Raw genomic sequence first — 17,652 nt, forward strand, 5'->3', positions numbered from 1 at the left:
CTCACCCGCCGCCTACAGGCCGCCCATCCTGCAGATCAGCGCCCATTCCTCATCCGTCACCGGCTGCACGGACAGGCGGGAATTGTTGACGAGGATCATGTCCTTGAGCTGCGACTCGGCCTTGATGGCCTCCAGGCTCACCGGCTTCGGCAGTGCTTTGACGGCCTTGAGGTCGACCATGCCGAACTTGCCGGACTCGTCCGTATGATCCGGGTAGTACTCCTTGATCACCTCCACGATTCCGACGACGGCCTTGCCCTCGTTGGAGTGGTAGAAGAAGCCGCGCTCGCCCTTTTTCATGGCCATCAGGTTCTGCTTGGCCACGTGGTTGCGCACACCGTTCCAGTGCGTGCCCTTGGCGCCTTGCGCGACCTGCTGGTCCCAGGACCAGACGGAGGGTTCCGACTTGTAGAGCCAATGGGCCATGGCTTCTCCTCGATATCAGTATTCGGCTTTGATCGGACGATTCATCAGGGCATCGACGGCCTGGTCGACGGTGGAGGAGCCGTCGAGGACCCGTTCGACGGCCTCCGCGATCGGCATGTCGACGGCCCTGGCGCGGGCCAGCGCCACCAGGGCGCGTGCCGTGGTCGCTCCTTCCACCAGCTTGCCGCCGGCGGCCGCCTCGGGCGTCAGGCCCTGCCCGAGGCGCATCCCGAAGGCGAAGTTGCGGGAATGGGCAGTCGAGCAGGTCAGGACCAGATCCCCCAGACCGGACAGGCCCATCAGCGTCTCCGCCTCGCCGCCATAGGCGCGGGCGAAACGCAGGAGTTCCGCAAAGCCGCGGGCGATCAGGGCGGCCTTGGCGCTCTCGCCGAGACCCCGCCCGGCCACGGCGCCGCAGGCGATGGCGAGCACGTTCTTGGCCGCGCCGCCGATCTCGACCCCGCGCGTGTCGGTGCGGTGGTAGACACGGAAGCCGGGGCCCGAGAGGGCGGCTGCGATGCTCTCGGCAAGGGCCGGGTCCCTGCAGGCCAGGGTCACGGCGGTGGGAAGGCCGCGGGCGACATCATCCGCAAAGCTCGGGCCCGAGAGGATGGCGAGCGGGCTGCCGGGGCGGACCTCCGCCGCCGCATCGCTCAGGAACATCCCGGTATCCCGCTCGATCCCCTTGGCGCAAAGCACGAGAGGTGTTTCCCGGGGCAGCGCGGCCGCGAGGGCTGCAGTCACCTCCCGCGTGGTCTGCGCAGGTGTGACCAGGAGGACCGCCGTCGCTCCGGCGAGGTCGGACAGCGCCGCGGTCGGGCGGATCCGCTCATGGAGGCGAACGCCCGGCAGGAAGCGCTCGTTCGCCCGGGTCCGGGCCAGAGCCGCCGCCTGCCCGGCGCTTCGCATCCACAGGACCACGTCGTTGCCCGCCAACGCCGCGGCATTGGCGAGGGCCGTGCCCCAGGCACCGGCGCCGGCGATGCCGATCACGCCTTCGCTCCCGCCTCGTCCCGGCTCGAATCGAGGGGCCAGCGGGCGCGGGCCGGGGCGGAGATGTCGTCGATCAGCCCGAGGCGCAGGCGTTCGAGCCCGGCCCAGGCGATCATGGCGCCGTTGTCGCCACAGAGAGACAGGGGCGGCGCGACGAGGCGCAGGCCCGTCTCGACCGCAAGGCGCTGCAGGGCCTGGCGGATGGCCTGGTTCGCGGCAACGCCGCCCGCCACCACGAGGGCTGTGGGGTGGCCGGCGATATCGCGGAAGGCGCGCAGGCCCACGCGGGTCCGGTCCACCACCGTGTCGACGACGGCAGCCTGGAAGCTGGCGCAGAGATCGGCCACGTCGCTCTGGGTCAGCGGCGCGATGCGCTCGGCCTCCAGCCGCACGGCGGTCTTGAGACCGGACAAGGAGAAGTTCGGCTCGGGCCGTCCGATCATCGGGCGGGGCAGGGCGAATCGCTCCGGATTGCCTTTCGCCGCTTCCTGCTCCACGTGCGGGCCGCCGGGATAGGGCAGGCCCAAGAGCTTTGCGACCTTGTCGAAGGCCTCGCCGATGGCGTCGTCGATGGTGGTCCCGAGGCGCACATACTCCCCGACGCCCTTCACGGCGACGAGCTGGGTATGGCCGCCGGAAGCGAGGAGCAGAAGATAGGGGAAGCCGACGCCGTCGGTGAGGCGGGCGGTGAGGGCATGCGCCTCCAGGTGGTTGACGGCCATGAGCGGCTTGCGGGTGACGAGGGACATCGCCTTGGCGGTGGTCAGGCCCACGAGGACGCCGCCAATGAGACCCGGCCCGGCCGCGGCGGCAATGCCGTCGATATCGTTGATGGTGCAGTTGGCGTTCTTGAGCGCACGCGCGACGAGGCGGTCGATCACCTCCACATGGGCGCGCGCCGCAATTTCCGGCACGACGCCGCCATAGCGGGCATGCTCGGCGATCTGGCTCAGAACCTCGTTGGAGAGGATTTCCCCCCGCCCGTCGAAGCCGACCCCGACCACGGCGGCGGCGGTCTCGTCGCAGGTCGTCTCAATTCCGAGAATGCGCATGGTCGTTCAAGCTATGGCCGGTTGGAGCACGATGTCTTCGGCACGCCGATTCCCGTCTTGCCGGATCCTGCTCGGGGTGATCTTTCGGGCTTCACGGCCCGCCTCTCATCCCCCTATAGTCCGCCGCGCCGTCCAAGATCAAACACCGATCTCGCCCAACAGGAGAAGACAGCAGGAAATGGTCGCTACATCCGCCCTCGTCATCGGCACGCGCGGCAGCCCGCTGGCGCTGGCCCAGGCTCACGAGACGCAGAGGCGCCTCGGTTCCGCCCACGGCCTTGCTCCCGAGCAATTGCCGCTGCAGATCATCAAGACGACGGGCGACAAGATCCAGGACCGGCCGCTCTCGGAAGCCGGCGGCAAGGGGCTGTTCACCAAGGAACTTGATACCGGGCTTTTGGAGGGCTCCATCGATCTCGCCGTTCACTCCGCCAAGGACCTCCCGACTGCCCTGCCGGAAGGAATCGTCATTGCCGGCTACCTGCCGCGGGAGGATGTCCGCGATGCGTTCATCAGTTTGCGCGCCAAGAGTCTGCGCGAACTCCCGGCCGGGGCCGTGGTCGGCTCCGCCTCCCTGCGGCGCCAGGCGGAGATCCGCCGCCTGCGGCCCGATCTCACGGTCACGCTGCTGCGGGGCAATGTGGAGACCCGGCTCGCAAAGCTCGACCGGGGAGAGGTGGATGCGACCCTGCTCGCCATGGCGGGACTGCGCCGTCTCGGGCTGACCCGGCATGTCACGGCCGTTCTGGAGGTGGACGATTTTCTGCCTGCGGTCGGACAGGGGGCCATCGCCATTGCCATCCGCGCCGATGACGAACGGGTCGCGCAGCTGGTCCGGCCCATCCTCGATGCGGAAACCGGCCATGCGCTCGCGGCGGAGCGGGCCTTTCTCAGCGTTCTCGATGGGTCATGCCGTACGCCGATCGCGGGTCATGCCCGCCTGACCGGCGAGACCCTCGAATTCCGCGGTCTCGTGCTGCGGCCCGATGGCTCCGAGAGCCTCGAGGTGGCAAGGCACGGCGCGCCGGCGGATGCCGCGTCCCTCGGCCGTGACGCCGGACTCGACCTCCGGTCCCGCATGCCGGCGGGCTTCCTCGAAATCTGATGCGGGTTCTCCTCACACGGGCGCTGGACGATTCCGAGCGCACGGCTCGGCGGCTCGCCATGCTCGGCCACGAATCGGTTATCGCTCCCATCACCCACATCGTGCCGACGGCGGACCCGAAGCCTCCGGGCTCCTGGGATGCCTTGATCGTGACCAGCGCCCACGGGGAGGCGGCGTTGCGGGAGATGGCCGACAAGGACTGCCCTGTCTTCGCTGTCGGGGATCGTACGGCTGTGGCGGTACGGCAGGCGGGGTTTTCATCCGTCATGGTGGCGGACGGCGACGCGGTTTCCCTTTCGGCCCTGATCCGCGACCGGCTCGAGCCGGGCCGGACCCTGCTCCATGTCACGGCCCGGCATCACAAGGAGGAGCCCGCGGCCTCGCTCCGTGCTGCCGGATTCGGCATCGTCACCTGGGAGGCCTACGAGGCCGAGGCGGTCCAGAGCCTTCCCGACGATGGCGTCCGGGCCCTCCGCTCTGGTCAGATCGAAGCCGTGCTCCATTATTCCCGGCGCAGCGCGGCTCTTTTCCTGCGGCTGGCGAAGGAGGCAGATCTGTCATCGAACCTCTTGCTGCCTGTCCATCACTGCCTTTCGGCCGATGTGGCGGCTCCCTTCGAGGCTTTGGGGCTGTCGACGCGGGTGGCGGCACGACCCGACGAGGATGCCCTTCTGGCCACGCTCCGGTGACGCCCGTGACTTCTTCCTTTACGATCCGTCCCCGGAGAGGGAACGAATGGCCGTGCTCAAGCTTGCCTCATTTGTTCATCAAGAGTGACCCGTGACCGATTCTTTTGACCCCCAAGACCCGAAATCGCCTCGCAGGAAACCCCGGCGCGAGCCGGCGACCATCGACCTCGAGGCGAAAGTCGTCGATGAAGGACACCGTGCAGAGCAGGCGGATGCGGACACCGAGCGGCTCGTGAGCGAGGCCATGGCCGAGACCGAGGCCACCCTCGACTCCGGCGCCGGAACCGATTCGATCGCGGCGGCGTCCCCGTCCGAGACCGTCGAGGGTGAATCCGTTGGCGCAGGCAAGTGGGATCCTCCCCCGCCACCGCCATCCGAGCCTCCGCCGCCCCGGCGGGCAGCGGCAGGACCGCTCATTGGAGCCGGTCTGGTCGGGGGCCTTGTGGGAGCCGGTCTCATTTACGGACTCCAGGTCTGGCAGAAGCCGCCGGCGTCCCAGGATACCCAGCGCCTCGCCCAGCTCGAGCAGCGTGTGTCCGCGCTTGGTCAGCCAGCCAGTACGCAAGGGCTGGAAGCCCGCCTCAGGGCCCTGGAGGACGCCCGCGCCACTGTCGACCGTCGCCTCCAGGCTGCGGAAGCCGCGGCCCGCCAGGCCGAGGCCCGTTCCGCCGAAGCCTTGAATCGGCCCGCAGCCGAAGCGCCCGTTCAGCAGGACGACGCGGCCCTGAAGAATCTCTCCGACCGGCTTGCCGCACTGGAGGAACAGACCAGGGCCCAGATGCAGGCCACGCAGCAGGCGGGCGGCTCTGCGCAGGCCCTGGAGCAGACGGTTCAATCCCTCGACAGCCGGGTCGCGGAAAACGACAAGCGGCTCGCTGACCTGTCCGAGCAGGTCGGGCACGGTCCCGACGAGACGACCCTGGCGGCCCTCAGGCTCTCCCTCGCGGCGCGCCTGAACGATGCCCTGCAACGCGGTGTGCCTTATGCGAATACGCTCGCGGCGCTTCAAAAAGTCTCGAAGGATTCCCAGCGCGTTGCGCCGCTGGCAGCCTTCGCGCAGGAGGGAGCCCCGACCGTGGCGGACCTGTCCCGGACCTTTGCGCCCTTGCGCGCGGCAATCTTGCGCGACGACCGCACCACCAGCGGAAGCTGGACCGATCGGCTCTGGCGCATGGCCGACCGCGTCGTGACCGTACGGCCCGTGAGCGAGACGGGCGCCACCGGCGTGCCGGGCATCGTCGCCCGCATCGACAAGGCCCTCGAGAGCGGCAATGTGACGGACGCAGCCGCGGCATGGCAGAGCCTGCCGGAGCCGTCCCGCCGTCTTTCCGACGACTGGGGACGCAAGGTCCAGGCCCGCGCGGAGGCAGAGGCAGCGGCGCAGGCCGCCGCCGACGATGCCCTTTCCGCCCTTTCAACGGCGCAACAATAAGGATCAGGCCAGCATGTGGCGCGCTCTCGTCTTCATCGGTCTTCTCTGCGTTGCGGCCTTCGGTGCGGTGTGGCTGGCCGACCGGCCGGGTACCGTCCTCGTAACCTTCGGCGGCTATGAGATGCAGACTTCGGTCGCCGTGGCCGCGGTGGCGCTCGTCGGGATCGCGCTGATCCTCGCTCTGCTCTGGGCCGCGGTCACGACCATCCTCCGCCTGCCCTCGCGCCTGACCTTCGCGTCCCGTGCCCGCCGCCGGGCGCGCGGCTACCAGGCCGTGTCGCGCGGCATGGTGGCGGTCGGGGCGGGCGATCCCATCGCAGCGCGCCGCTATGCCGGCGAAGCCGAGCGACTCCTCGGCCGGGAGGCCCTGACGCTTCTCCTCAAGGCTCAGGCGGCGCAGGTCTCGGGAAACCGGGCGGCCGCCGAGGCAGCCTTTACGCAGATGATGGAAGAAGACGAGACACGGGTGCTCGGCCTGCGGGGTCTGTTCGTCGAGGCTCGCCGGCGCGGCGACATTCCGTCGGCCCAGGAATATGCAGCCGAGGCTGTCCGCCTCGCGCCCGCAGCCACTTGGGCAAGCGACGCGATCCTCGAGGCCCGCTGCGCCGAGCGCAACTGGCGCGGCGCCCTGGAGACGGTCGAACGCCGGGCGTCCCTCGGCCTCGTCGACAAACCGACGGCCAAGCGTCACAGGGCGGTGCTTCTCACCGCCGATGCCCTGGATCGGGCCGACCATGACCGGGAAGGGGCGCTGAGCAGTGCCCAGGATGCGCTCAGGCTGGCGCCGACCCTGATTCCGGCCGCGGCCCTCGCCGGCGGTATCCTGTCCCAGCGGGGCGACCTTCGCCGTGCCGCCAAGCTGGTGGAGACCGCTTGGCGCAGCCAGCCGCACCCGGATCTCGCCGAAGTTTATCTCAACCTACGCCCCGGCGATTCCGCCCTCGACCGGCTCAAGCGCGCCGAGACCCTCATGAAGCTGTCCCAAGGGGCTCCCGAGGGGCGGCTTGCGGTGGCCCGGGCCGCCCTGGAGGCGCGGGAATTCGACCGCGCCCGCCATGCGCTCGAACCGCTCCTGTCGGACCGTCCCACCATGCGGGTCTGCCTGCTGATGTCGGATCTGGAACAGGCCGAGCACGGCTCGGCCGGACGGGGGCGGGAATGGCTCGCCCGCGCCACCCGCGCCCCGCGCGATCCGGCCTGGATCGCCGATGGCGTCGTGTCCGACCGCTGGGCGCCCATCTCCCCCGTGACGGGACGTCTGGACGCCTTCGTGTGGGAGGCCCCTCCCGATGTTCTCGTCGCTCCCGAGCTCGCCCTGAGCGACGAGGTGACCGCGGATCTCGACGATACCCAAAGGATGCTTCCCATCGCAGTCGAGGCGGAGGAGGCTGCCCCCGCCGCCGAGGCGGCGGCCGCAGACGGCGCCCTTGTCGAGGAGGCGGACCAGCGCGCCACGCCGCCCGCCGCGGAGCCCGCCAGGATGGAATCGCCGAAGGCCGTGCCGGAGCCGGTCGTCTTTCCCGCCACTCCGCCGGATGTTCCCCGGTCTCCGGAGGATGCCGCGCCCGCACGCCGCAGCGTCTTTTCGATCTGGTAGCGAGATCGGCCATCCGCGTGCCGATCCTCCCTTGCCAACCGCCGGCCTTGAGGGTATGAGGTCGCCCTCTCCGGTCGAATGACCGCGACGCCGCAATAGCTCAGCTGGTAGAGCACCTCATTCGTAATGAGGGGGTCGGGGGTTCGAATCCCTCTTGCGGCACCATTTTTCCCTTCATAACGATCAGCCCTGCAGGCATGCGCCATGGCAGCACCGGTGCGACTCTGTCGCGACGGGAGATCCTGAACACCCCGTTGCCGAGGCTTCGGCTCTTTCCGGACGGATACCCCGCGTCGACACAGCCTCCACTGAAGTCCCAGCATGAACCGGGTTGGCGTTCCGACGAATACAGAGACGCATATTTCACTGGCCAGAGCCCTTGCATCCTGTAATCTCTCAGGATCCCGGTCAGCGATAAGAAGAAGTGTCCAAACTCCTCGGAATCTCCATTCTCAATAATGTTCCGGCGTTGATGGCCTATGTCGATCGCCATGAGCGGTATCTGTTCAACAACAATACCTACCGGGAATGGTACGCGGTCGATCCGCTGGAGATCCATGGGCTCACGATCCGGCAGGTCGTGGGTGAGGCGAACTACGGGATCCTGAAGCCCTATATCGAGCGCGTGCTCGCGGGTGAACCGATCATCTACGAGCAGACTCTGGTGACGGCCACGGGCCCTCGCTATGTCCAGGGAAGCTATTCGCCCGACCGGACGGAGGATGGACGGATCCGTGGCTTTTTCGTTCTCGTCACGGACATCAGTGAAAGGCGCGCCCTGGAATTGCGGCTCAGGGAGAGCGAGATGCGGTTCTCCGGAGCGTTCCGCTTTTCGGACGTGGCGATGGCCATCGTCAGTCCCGAAGGGCGCTACCTCCAGGTCAATCAGGCCTATTGCGACATGCTGGGCTATACCGAGGAAGAACTGTCCCGGTTGACGTTCCAGGACGTCACCCATCCGGATGACCTCGAGGCGGATCTGCATTCCACGGGGGAGATGCTGGCCGGCACGCGGGCCGCGCAGGTGTTGGAAAAGCGCTACATCCACAAGGATGGGCACGCGGTCCACGGAATTCTCAGTGCATCCCTGGTACGGGACGAACGGGGACAGCCGCTTTATTTCGTCTCGCAGACCCAGAACGTCACCGCCCACAAGATCGCGGAGGAGCGTCTTTTCCGCGAGCATGAATTGTCTCAGGTCACATTGCGATCCATCGGCGATGGGGTCGTGACGACGGACATGGACGGGTCCATCACCTCGCTCAATCCCGCAGCGGAAGCCATGACCGGCTGGTCCGCCGAAGAGGCCATGGGGCGTCTGCTTCACGAGGTGTTGCAGGTCGTCTCCAGCGACGACGAGGCAGGACGCCCTTTGTCCGGCCCCCCGGCCTCGTCACGGCAGCCACCGGTCTGGCCGGGGCGCAACAGGATGCTGCTGCGGCGCGACGGCACGACGGTCCCGATCGAGAAGACAGCCGCTCCGATTCGTGACCCTGCCGGCACCGTGGTGGGCGGCGTGCTGGTGCTGCGTGACGTGACCGAGCAGCGCGCGCTCACATCCCAGTTGACGCGTCTGGCTCATCACGACCCGCTCACCGGCCTCGCGAACCGCACGCTTTTCAAGGATCGCATCGAACAGGCGATCGCCCGCGCCGAACGCGGACAGGGAGGCGCCGCAGTGTTGTTCGGCGACCTCGATCGCCTCAAGCTCGTCAACGACAGCCATGGTCATGGCACCGGCGACCGGGTGATCAGGGAGGTGGCCGAGCGGCTGCGTGACTGCGTCCGCGAGGAAGACACGGTCAGTCGCTGGGCCGGGGATGAATTCGGCATCCTTTTGCCTGATATCACCGATGCGGCGGTCGCCGCCGCGGTGGCCGAGCGGATCATCGCCGCCATCGGGGAAGGCTTTCATCTCAAGGGGGTGGAGCAGCCGATCCATGTGGGGATCAGCATTGGAGCGAGCCTCTACCCGCACCACGGCGCGGACAGCGACGAACTCATGCAGACGGCCGATGTCGCGCTCTACGAGGTGAAGCGCAGCGGAAAGGGCGGTTATCAGTTTTTCTCCCACGCCATGAACGAGCGGGCCCGCGAAAGGGCCCGCATCGAGGCTTTGCTCCGACAGGCCGTAAAGGTCGGAGCCTTCGAGCTGCATTATCAGCCGCGCATCAATCTCGCGTCCTGCCGGGCCGTCGGGGCCGAGGCGCTCGTGCGGCTGAAGAATGCAGACACGCTGATCCCGCCGTCGCGGTTCATCCGCATCGCGGAGGAAACCGGCCTCGTTGTTCCCATGGGCTGGTGGGTTATCGAACAGGTCTGCCGCCAGCTGAGGGAATGGGCGGGGACGGCTCTCGGGGAGCTGCGGCTCTCGCTCAACGTCTCTCCCGTTCAGGCCCGAATGGACAATTTCTGCGAGTCCCTGATCGCCATGACGGAGAAATATGGCGTCGATCCCTCGCAGATCGAACTGGAGATCACGGAAAGCGTCCTGGTCGAACCCGAGCCCAGGATTGCGGCCTGCATGAACAACCTGAAGAATGCGGGCTTCGCCATGTCGCTCGACGATTTCGGCACCGGCTATTCCAGCTTTTCCTATCTCAACCGCCTGCCGATCGACACCTTGAAGATCGATCGGTCATTCATCCAGGAGGTCAGTTCCCCGCAGGGCGCAGTGGTGGTGGAGGCGATCCTCGCTCTCGGTCGGGCCTTGGGCAAGACCGTCGTCGCCGAAGGTGTCGAAACGGAGGATCAGCTCCACTGGTTGAAGGCCAGAGGATGCGACGAGGCGCAGGGATTCTTCTTTCGCTCTCCGGTTGCGGCAAGCAATCTGGCAGCCGATCTCCAGGCGGGAGGGTTCCTGCCGGGCCTGGTCGGCGGATGATCTGCATCCTCAGGACAGAACCACGATACCGGCATGCTTCGCCTTGTTGTCCGGCTCCACATGGATCGTGATCAGCGCATCGTGGACCTCCGACTTCAGGGCCCGCTCGATCCGATCGCAGATCTCGTGCGCATCCGTCACGCTCATGATGCCGGGCACGACCAGATGGAAATCGATGAACGTGACCCGCCCCGCGTGACGGGTGCGCAGATCGTGCGCCTCGATGGCGCCTTCCGCATTGATGGCGATCACCTCGCGCACGCGGCGCAGGGTCTCCTCCGGGGCGGCCTCGTCCATGAGCCCGCCGATGCTTTCCTTCATCAGGCCCCAGCCGGACCAGAGGATGTTGACGGCCACCAGGGCGGCCATGGCCGGGTCGAGCCATTGCCAGCCGGTCAGCGGCACGAAGAGCAGGCCGGCCAGGACGCCCACGGAGGTATAGACATCGGTGAGGAGGTGGCGCCCGTCCGCGCTCAGGGCGGGGGAGCGCAGGCGACGGCCCTGGGTGATGAGCACCCATGACCATCCGGTATTGATAAGGGTCGCAATCGCATTGACTCCGAGCCCTTCCAGCGGAAGGTCGAGAACCCTGGGACGAAGAAAACCGGAATAGGCTTCCTGCAGAATCATCAGGGCTGCGACGATGATCAGGACGCCTTCGAGGACAGCCGAGAAATACTCGACCTTGTGATGTCCGTAAGGATGGTTCTTGTCTGCCGGCTGCGCACTGACGCGCACGGCCAGGAGCGCCACGACCGCGGTGACGACGTTGATCGTGCTCTCCAGGGCATCCGAATAGAGCGCGATGCTGCCGGTCAGATAATAGGCCGCGAACTTCAGGGCGAAGACGATAGCGCCGATGAAGATGCTGCCAATGGCAAGTTTCTGAATCTTGTCCATCGCGTCACAGGATAGGGGAAAAGCGGATACAGGGCGACCTTATAAGCGGCCCGAACGGCGGTGCAAGTCCTTGTTACTCTTTGCAAATAGCTCGCAGGAGCACGTCGTTTGCCGCCCCTCGCGGATCGCGAGGACGTCAGGCGCTGCGCGACAGGCGGGCTTTGATGCGCTCGTAGTATTTGCCAAGGGACGGCGCCATCGTCAGGCATGCCTCGGCGAGGGCCAGTGCTTCGGCCGCGTTTCCGGCCCTCATTGCCGCCAGCAGATGCGAATGCTGCTCTTGGAGGGCGATCAGCCGGGGATCCAGGTCGGGACCGGTGGGAGCAAGCACGGTGAAGATGGCGGATTCCGTCGCCCGTCCGCGCACTGCGATCCGGTCGAGTTCGATCAGGATGTAATGATCCCGCACCGCCTCCGCCGTACCGGGTCCGAGGATCAGCGACACGCCATAGTCCTTGGACAGGCTTTCGAGACGGGAGGCCAGGTTCACCGTGTCCCCGAGCACCGAATAATCGTAGCGCCAGCGCGAGCCCACATTGCCGACGACGCAATCCCCCGTGTTGATGCCGACGCCGATCGCGAAGACGGGGGCGCGGTCGCCTTCCTCTTCGCGCAGGGTGGCGTTCAGCCGGCCTACCGCCTCCAGCATGTGCATGGCCGCCCGCACGGCCCGCAGGGGATGGTCGGGGTTCGGAAGCGGTGCGTTCCAGAACGCCATCACGCAGTCGCCCATATACTTGTCAATGGTGCCCTTCTCGGCGAGAACGGCCTCGGAGAGCGGGTCGAGCAGGCGGTTGATGAGGCCCGTCAGTCGCTCCGGCTCGTCCTTCAGGGTTTCCGAGAGCGTCGTGAAACCGCGTACGTCGCAGAACAGGATCGACAGGTTCCGGCGCTCGCCGCCGAGCTTCAGAGCCGAAGGATTGCGGGCGAGCTGCGCCACCAGGTCGGGCGAGAGATAGCGCGAGAAGGCTTCCGAGACCGCATGGCGCATCTGCCGCTCGTGGGCATAGTCGAGGCCGAAGCGTGCGCCGAAAACCCCGAGCGCCGCTGCAACGGGAAGAGCCGGAGGCGCCCATAGCCGACCGAAACGAAGCAGCGCCCAGGCTCCGACGAGGATCAGCAGCAAGGTCAGCGCGGCGATCAGGCTCGTCCGCCAGAAGACCCCGTTCCGACACAGGAGTGCCGCCAGAACAGCGACGGCCGCCATGAGAGCGATCATGGCGGAGCGTGGGACTGGTATCACGAAGAGGCCATGCTTGAGGTTGTCGAGGATCGTCGCCTGAGCCTCCACGCCGGCGGTGAGGCCTTCGCTGAGCAGCGTGTAGGGTGTCGCGAAGGCATCCGGTGCGCCGCTGTCCGGCGACGTCGCCGCCTTGAGACTCAGGCCGACGAAGACGATTTTGTCCTTGAAACGCCCGGGCGGCAGGAATTCCTGGGGATCGAGCGCCTGATAGTAAGAAACGGTGGGATAGGTCCGTGCCGGGCCGAAATACTGGATCAGGGCGCCTTCCGGTGCAGGCTCGACCGGCACTCCGCTCAGGTCCAGGGCTTTCTCGGCGAAGCTGTCCGGAACAGAGGGCATGCGACGCAAGGAGGCGTCGCCGTCGAGATCGACGGAGGTCACGCCGGGATGGGCGCCCGCTTCCAGGAAGAGGTCGACGGGATTGACCCGCGTCGTCTGTGTCCCCTGTTCGAGCGGGGTCGTGACATCGTCGGCGGCGAGAACCACGTCCTTCCCCAGGGAAGCAGCGAGCCGACGGTCGGGGTCCTCGGAGGAGGGCTCGGCGAAGATGATGTCGAGGGCGATAACCTTCGCCCCCGCGCCCCTGAGCGCATCGATCAGGTGGGCATGGAGATCGCGCGGCCAGGGCCAGCGCTGTCCGACCTCGGAAAAGGATGGCTCGTCGATGGCGACGATGATGGCGCCGGCGTCGGGCGGCCGAGGCGGCGCAAGGGTCGAGAAAATGTCGAAGAGCCGCGCCTCGACGAGGTGAAACGGCGGGAAGAAGGAAAACGGCGCCAGCAGAGCCGTCACGATGAGGGCGATGGCATAGTGACGCCAGATCGCCCTCGTCGCGCGTTCGTGATGCTCTGTCGGAGCCGCCCCGTCGCTCACCCTAGAAGCGTGCCTTCATGGTCGCCGCGAAGGTCCGGCCCAGCCCCGGGATGCCGGGGGCGAGATCGTAGTCGCGATCGAACAGGTTGACGACAGTGAGGCCGAGAAGAAGGCGCCTGTCCGGTGTTTCCCAGGAGACGGACGCATCGGTCGTCCAATAATCGTCCAGTTTCACGCCGGCCAGATTGCCTGTCCGGTCGCCCACGAAGGTTTCCGAAAGAGTGAACTTCAACCGGCTCGGATGAACGAAGGTCACGCCGGCCCGGGCGAAATGGCCCGCCACGAACGGAACATCGAGACCGAGCGCCTCCTCGGAGCGGATCTCCGTATTGGTCACGCCGACCGAGCCGAACACGCCGATCCCATAGCCGAGCCAGAGATTGGCCGTTGCCGCAAGCCGCTCGATCCGCGCTTTGCCGATCGCCAGCGTATCGAAGGTGTTCGACAGGGGGAGATCGAGACTCCGCATGTCCTGACGCTGGTACTCGACGGCGGTGAACACATGTGGGGTCCATTCCGCGTCCCAGCGCAGGGCCAGCGTGTCCATCCGGCCGCTGAGGGCCAGCGGCAGGGCATTGGGCACGAGGCCGACCGTGGTGATCGGCGAGAGGGTGAACGCCAGCGGCAGCACCCCGTCCTGGCGATAGGCTGCGCGCAGCCAGTGTCCCTCAAGCGGCGCGACGGCGACGCCTACGCGCGGCGAGACCGAGGTCTCCGAGCGTTGCCCTTCGATATCGACGAAGGAACGCTGCACGCCGGCCTGCGCCTCGAACCAGTCCGACGGCCTCCAGAAGAGATCGGCATAGAGGCGATTGGCATTGAAGTCCGCATCGGTCCGGCTGGCCGTATCGCCGGACTGGCTTTCGTTCGTAAGCGTGCTGACGACGACGCCACGTCCGAACGCGCTTGCGAAGCTGCGCCCGAACTGACCCTCATATCCATATCGCAGCGTGAAGTCGTTGAAGCCCACGCTGTGGTTGACGGCCGCGACGACGCCTTCCGTGCGCGTGCTGGTCCATTGCCGCTCGGCAAGAACCAGAGTCGGGATCTCGGCGTTCAGGGAGTCGTAGGTGTGCCGGTCGAGGCCGCGATTGGCATAGATGGCCGCCGTCAGCACATTGCGATCGGCAAAGCTGTGGCTCCAGCCGCCGCCCGCCTGCATCGACGTCAGCTCCTGGTCTCCGGAGAACAGGCGGGTCGGGCGGTCGACACGAAGGATCGGTGGTTCGACCTTCGCCGCCGAGCCGAAAATCAGGAAGCGATCGGTCGCCGACGGCGCCATGCCGATGAAAACGGAGGCGCTGTCGGCCGCCTCCTTATCGATGGCCTCGCGGGCATCGATCTTCGTCCGTCCCGCGGTGAGCGAAAACGATGTCGGGAGAGGCTCGTTCGAGAAGCCTTGAACCGTGGCGTCCGCGCCCCATCCGACGCGGTTGTCCTTGACGAACAGGCTGCCGCCGACTTCCGCGTCGAGGAAGGGCTGCCGCAGGAGATCCTGCCGGCGGACCCGGCCCGAGACGGCGAGCGGATCGTAGAACAGGCCTTGGACGGAGAGGTTGAAGGCCGTCAGGTCCGAGGCATTGTCCAGAATCGAGGAGATGGTCGGACGCGTGGTCAGGAGAGTGGGCCGACGCGCGACCGCCTGGTCGAAATAGCTCGATGCGGTGAAGGGGTCGAAAACCCGGTCGCCATAGAAGCGGGCCCATTCATTCAGATCGAGGAAGCGATAGGCCTGGGCCGGATAGGAGCCGGCCTGACGGTTCACCGCAAGGCCTGCGAAGTCGCCGCCCCGTTGCCGGAACCGACGTACGGCTTCCCGCGCGCTGAGAACGGCCTCGTCGGCGCGATATTGGTCGAGCGCAATCGCGGTGCGGGCGATGGAGACGATCGGGTCGTTCGGATCGAGTCTGTCCGCATTGTCCAGGGCCTGAAGGGCGAGTTCGTCGTCGCCGTTCTGGTAATAGGCGATGGCGGTGGCGAGCAGCCCCTGCGAATAGGCCGGGTTGGCGGTCGATCCGGCCAGGATCGATTCGATGCCCTTGGCCGTCTGGCCCGTCTGCAGCCAATAGCGGCCGAGGGCGATATAGCCGGTGCTGAAGGCCGGATCGAGCGCGAGCGCCTTGTCGATCAGCGCCTTTGCCTCCTCGACCCGGCTTTGGTCGAGAAGCAGGATGGCGAGATTGGCATACGCGACCGGGCTGTCCGGGTCCGTCGCAATGGCCCGGCGCAGGGCCTCCTCGGCAGCGATCGGCGAATCCCGCGTGGACTCGAACAGACCGATCGTGTTCCACAGGTCCGAATGGCCGGGAGCGATCGCAGTGGCCCGCCGCAATTCGCCGACCGCGGCTTTGTACTCTCCGTCGATGTCACCGCGGATGCTGCTGTCGGCGATGATGACGTCCGGATCGTCCGGATCGATCGCCTTGGCACGGGCGATGGACGTCCGCATCTCATCGCGTCGGTTGAGCGCGAAGGCGATCCGCGCCGCCGTCACGGCAATGCGGGTATCGTTCGGGAAGCGCTTCTCCGCAGCCCGGATCACCTCGGCAGCGGCCGCCAGGTCCTGCCTGAAGGCGACGACATAGGCATGGGCAAGCGCCGCGATCGGATCGTTGGCGGCAGCCTTCGGCTCGGCATAGACCTGTTTCGGATTGGCGAGCGACAGGGCGATGTACCGTCCGTAGGACGCGATGGTCCGGCGCTTGGAATCGAGGCCGCGTTCTGCCCGCGCGTAGTAACCCGCCGCGTCCTGCCAGCGCCTCTGCAGGCTCGCGAGGACTCCGTCGACGAGGTCGGCACGGGCGCGCTGCGCGGGGGTGAGCCCGCGATTGCGCGCCTCGGCCAAGGCTTGCTCGGCGACCGTGCGCCCGTCGAGGTAGAGTGCGATTTCCGCGAGGCTGAGCCAATCCTCCGCCCGCCGCGCCTGCGGCGGGAGCGCCTCGATGCGTGCCCGTTCCGCACGCAGGTCGGGCCCGGTCAGGGACGATGTCGTCTGGGATGAAAACGCATCGCGCAGCGTCATGTAGAACAGCATCTGCTCGCGATCGCTGGAATTGACGAGGACGTACTTCGTCGGCGCCTGGCCGATCGAGGCGACCGCCCCCTCTCCCTGATGGACGGTGACGGATCCCTGCGCGTTGCGCAGTTCCACGACGCCCTCCAGCACGACGAGCGCGGTCTTGCCGGATCCGTCCACGGACAAGGACCAGTCAGTCCCCCTGATCGCGGCCACGGCTGCCGGCGTCTTCACATCGACGCCGGATCCGCCGCGGGCGGCACGCGCCCAGATGGTGCCGGCCTGGAGGGTGAGATCGGTCGTGCCATTCGAAGACCTCGCGATCTCGTTCACCGTAAGCGTTGAGTTGCGCCCGACCCGGATCTGGGTCTGGTCTGCGAACAGGATCGCCAGGTTGCCGATGGCATTGGTGCGCAGCACGTCGCCACCGACCACGTCCTGCCTGATCTCGGCAGTCCGCCACAGGCTTTCACGCACGAACCGCAGTTCCTCGCCGCCCTTCGCGGCGACGATGGATCCGGCAACAGGGGTCGGCCGCGGCACGGGCGACTGGGCAAGGGCGCCCGTGAAACCGAGCGCTATGGCGCTCGTCACGGTCAGGAGACGAAGGGTTCGGGATCGCATCTGTGTTCGCAAGACAAGGTTACAACATATCTTCAGATAAGGCGAAGCTTACTCTGGGATAACGTAACTTGAAAGCGGATTCAGGCGAACTTGGCCGTGTTTTCCCACACATGATAAATGTGCAGGAAGAGAATCGAGCAGGAGGAAAGACTTTTCCTAAGCTGCGCTGCCGCGCGCCATCAGCAATTTCTGCTTGAGGTCATTTTGCGCAAACGGCTTCTGCAGGACCGGGCGGTCCCGGAAGGTGTCGCGAATACCGGCACTTCCGTAGCCGGTGGAAAAGACGAACGGAATGGAGCGTTGCGCCAGCGCCTCTGCGACCGGATAAATGGGCTCGCCGGCCACATTCACGTCGAGGATGGCGATATCGACCTGCTCCCGGGCAACAGCATCGAGAGCAGCCGAGAGGCGGGCAGCCGGTCCGATGACCTCGCAGCCGAAATCGAGCAGCATGTCCTCCAGAAGCAGGGAAATTGCAGCTTCGTCCTCAACAACCAGAATACGCAGGCCATTCAGATCGCTGGTCGCCAGGCTTTCGGTCACGGCTTCGCTTTCTCTTTCAAACCGGCGCCTTTGTCTGACCATCGGCGCCGAAACACTTGCCTCAATAATGCCTTAAGCATTACGGGAATCAGTAAGATGTACCACCTTCCCGATCGGACCCATAGCATGCTTCCCACGCATGGGTCCGAACCTCCGGACCAAACCGCTCCTTCGAAAGTGGAATAGGAAGCAGGTCTGTGCCGGCAGCTTGGCATTATCCATCCTAGTGATGGAGGATTCCCATGTCTTTTCAAGACCTTTCTTCAACTTTTGCC

The 17,652-nt window shown here is 66.5% G+C and carries 12 protein-coding genes and 1 tRNA gene; 6 read left to right on the forward strand and 7 right to left on the reverse strand.

What is annotated here, in order from left to right; genetic code table 11:
* Positions 1 to 12: 12 nt before the first annotated feature.
* The 3 genes from AC522E_RS21260 to tsaD are packed head-to-tail and all read right to left on the reverse strand — an operon-like array spanning position 13 to position 2,471.
* Positions 13 to 426, reverse strand: a complete 414-nt coding sequence (locus AC522E_RS21260; protein ID WP_500748213.1) for an EVE domain-containing protein — start codon at positions 424 to 426, stop codon at positions 13 to 15.
* A gap of 15 nt (positions 427 to 441) precedes the next feature.
* Positions 442 to 1,419, reverse strand: a complete 978-nt coding sequence (locus tag AC522E_RS21265) for an NAD(P)H-dependent glycerol-3-phosphate dehydrogenase (RefSeq protein ID WP_500748214.1) — start codon at positions 1,417 to 1,419, stop codon at positions 442 to 444.
* Positions 1,416 to 2,471 (reverse strand): tRNA (adenosine(37)-N6)-threonylcarbamoyltransferase complex transferase subunit TsaD, encoded by a 1,056-nt coding sequence (gene tsaD / locus AC522E_RS21270; protein ID WP_500748215.1) that lies wholly within the window; start codon positions 2,469 to 2,471, stop codon positions 1,416 to 1,418. The genes AC522E_RS21265 and tsaD overlap by 4 nt, the downstream gene beginning before the upstream one ends.
* A gap of 178 nt (positions 2,472 to 2,649) precedes the next feature.
* Here tsaD and hemC point away from each other — a divergent pair, with 178 nt between their 5' ends.
* The 6 genes from hemC (at position 2,650) to AC522E_RS21300 (ending at position 10,178) form a co-directional block, all read left to right on the forward strand.
* Positions 2,650 to 3,576, forward strand: a complete 927-nt coding sequence (hemC, locus tag AC522E_RS21275) for a hydroxymethylbilane synthase (RefSeq protein WP_500748216.1) — start codon at positions 2,650 to 2,652, stop codon at positions 3,574 to 3,576.
* Positions 3,576 to 4,265, forward strand: a complete 690-nt coding sequence (locus AC522E_RS21280) for a uroporphyrinogen-III synthase (protein ID WP_500748217.1) — start codon at positions 3,576 to 3,578, stop codon at positions 4,263 to 4,265. Before hemC ends, AC522E_RS21280 begins: the two co-directional genes overlap by 1 nt.
* Positions 4,266 to 4,356: 91 nt before the next feature.
* Entirely contained in the window at positions 4,357 to 5,697 is a 1,341-nt protein-coding gene (locus AC522E_RS21285) for a COG4223 family protein (protein WP_500748218.1), read from the forward strand.
* A gap of 13 nt (positions 5,698 to 5,710) precedes the next feature.
* Positions 5,711 to 7,294 (forward strand): heme biosynthesis protein HemY, encoded by a 1,584-nt coding sequence (locus AC522E_RS21290; RefSeq protein WP_500748219.1) that lies wholly within the window; start codon positions 5,711 to 5,713, stop codon positions 7,292 to 7,294.
* Positions 7,295 to 7,383: 89 nt separating this feature from the next.
* Positions 7,384 to 7,459 (forward strand) — tRNA-Thr (locus AC522E_RS21295).
* A 259-nt stretch (positions 7,460 to 7,718) separates the two neighbouring features.
* Positions 7,719 to 10,178: a sensor domain-containing protein gene (locus AC522E_RS21300; protein ID WP_500748220.1), complete on the forward strand. Its 2,460-nt coding sequence runs from the start codon at positions 7,719 to 7,721 to the stop codon at positions 10,176 to 10,178.
* Positions 10,179 to 10,187: 9 nt separating this feature from the next.
* On the opposite strand, the gene AC522E_RS21305 is transcribed toward AC522E_RS21300, so the two are convergent.
* The 4 genes from AC522E_RS21305 to AC522E_RS21320 all read right to left on the reverse strand — a co-directional run bounded on the left by AC522E_RS21305 (position 10,188) and on the right by AC522E_RS21320 (position 17,419).
* Positions 10,188 to 11,078 carry a cation diffusion facilitator family transporter gene (locus tag AC522E_RS21305; RefSeq protein ID WP_500748221.1) on the reverse strand — a complete coding sequence of 297 codons (891 nt, stop codon included), beginning with the start codon at positions 11,076 to 11,078 and terminating at the stop codon, positions 10,188 to 10,190.
* 136 nt (positions 11,079 to 11,214) lie between these two features.
* Positions 11,215 to 13,194: a CHASE2 domain-containing protein gene (locus AC522E_RS21310; RefSeq protein ID WP_500748222.1), complete on the reverse strand. Its 1,980-nt coding sequence runs from the start codon at positions 13,192 to 13,194 to the stop codon at positions 11,215 to 11,217.
* Between the two features lies 1 nt (position 13,195).
* A complete protein-coding gene (locus AC522E_RS21315) occupies positions 13,196 to 16,834 on the reverse strand; it encodes a tetratricopeptide repeat protein (RefSeq protein ID WP_500748224.1) in 3,639 nt (1,212 codons plus the stop codon).
* A 156-nt stretch (positions 16,835 to 16,990) separates the two neighbouring features.
* A complete protein-coding gene (locus tag AC522E_RS21320; protein WP_500748225.1) occupies positions 16,991 to 17,419 on the reverse strand; it encodes a response regulator in 429 nt (142 codons plus the stop codon).
* Positions 17,420 to 17,652 lie beyond the last annotated feature (233 nt).

This window comes from Microvirga sp. BF8 (assembly GCF_059888585.1).

Bases quoted from the DNA above. Each gene is read 5' to 3' on its own strand.
- AC522E_RS21260 (WP_500748213.1), bottom strand. From the start codon at position 426: ATGGCCCATTGGCTCTACAAGTCGGAACCCTCCGTCTGGTCCTGGGAC.
- tsaD (WP_500748215.1), bottom strand. From the start codon at position 2,471: ATGCGCATTCTCGGAATTGAGACGACCTGCGACGAGACCGCCGCCGCC.
- hemC (WP_500748216.1), top strand. From the start codon at position 2,650: ATGGTCGCTACATCCGCCCTCGTCATCGGCACGCGCGGCAGCCCGCTG.
- AC522E_RS21280 (WP_500748217.1), top strand. From the start codon at position 3,576: ATGCGGGTTCTCCTCACACGGGCGCTGGACGATTCCGAGCGCACGGCT.
- AC522E_RS21290 (WP_500748219.1), top strand. From the start codon at position 5,711: ATGTGGCGCGCTCTCGTCTTCATCGGTCTTCTCTGCGTTGCGGCCTTC.
- AC522E_RS21305 (WP_500748221.1), bottom strand. From the start codon at position 11,078: ATGGACAAGATTCAGAAACTTGCCATTGGCAGCATCTTCATCGGCGCT.
- AC522E_RS21315 (WP_500748224.1), bottom strand. From the start codon at position 16,834: ATGCGATCCCGAACCCTTCGTCTCCTGACCGTGACGAGCGCCATAGCG.
- AC522E_RS21320 (WP_500748225.1), bottom strand. From the start codon at position 17,419: ATGGTCAGACAAAGGCGCCGGTTTGAAAGAGAAAGCGAAGCCGTGACC.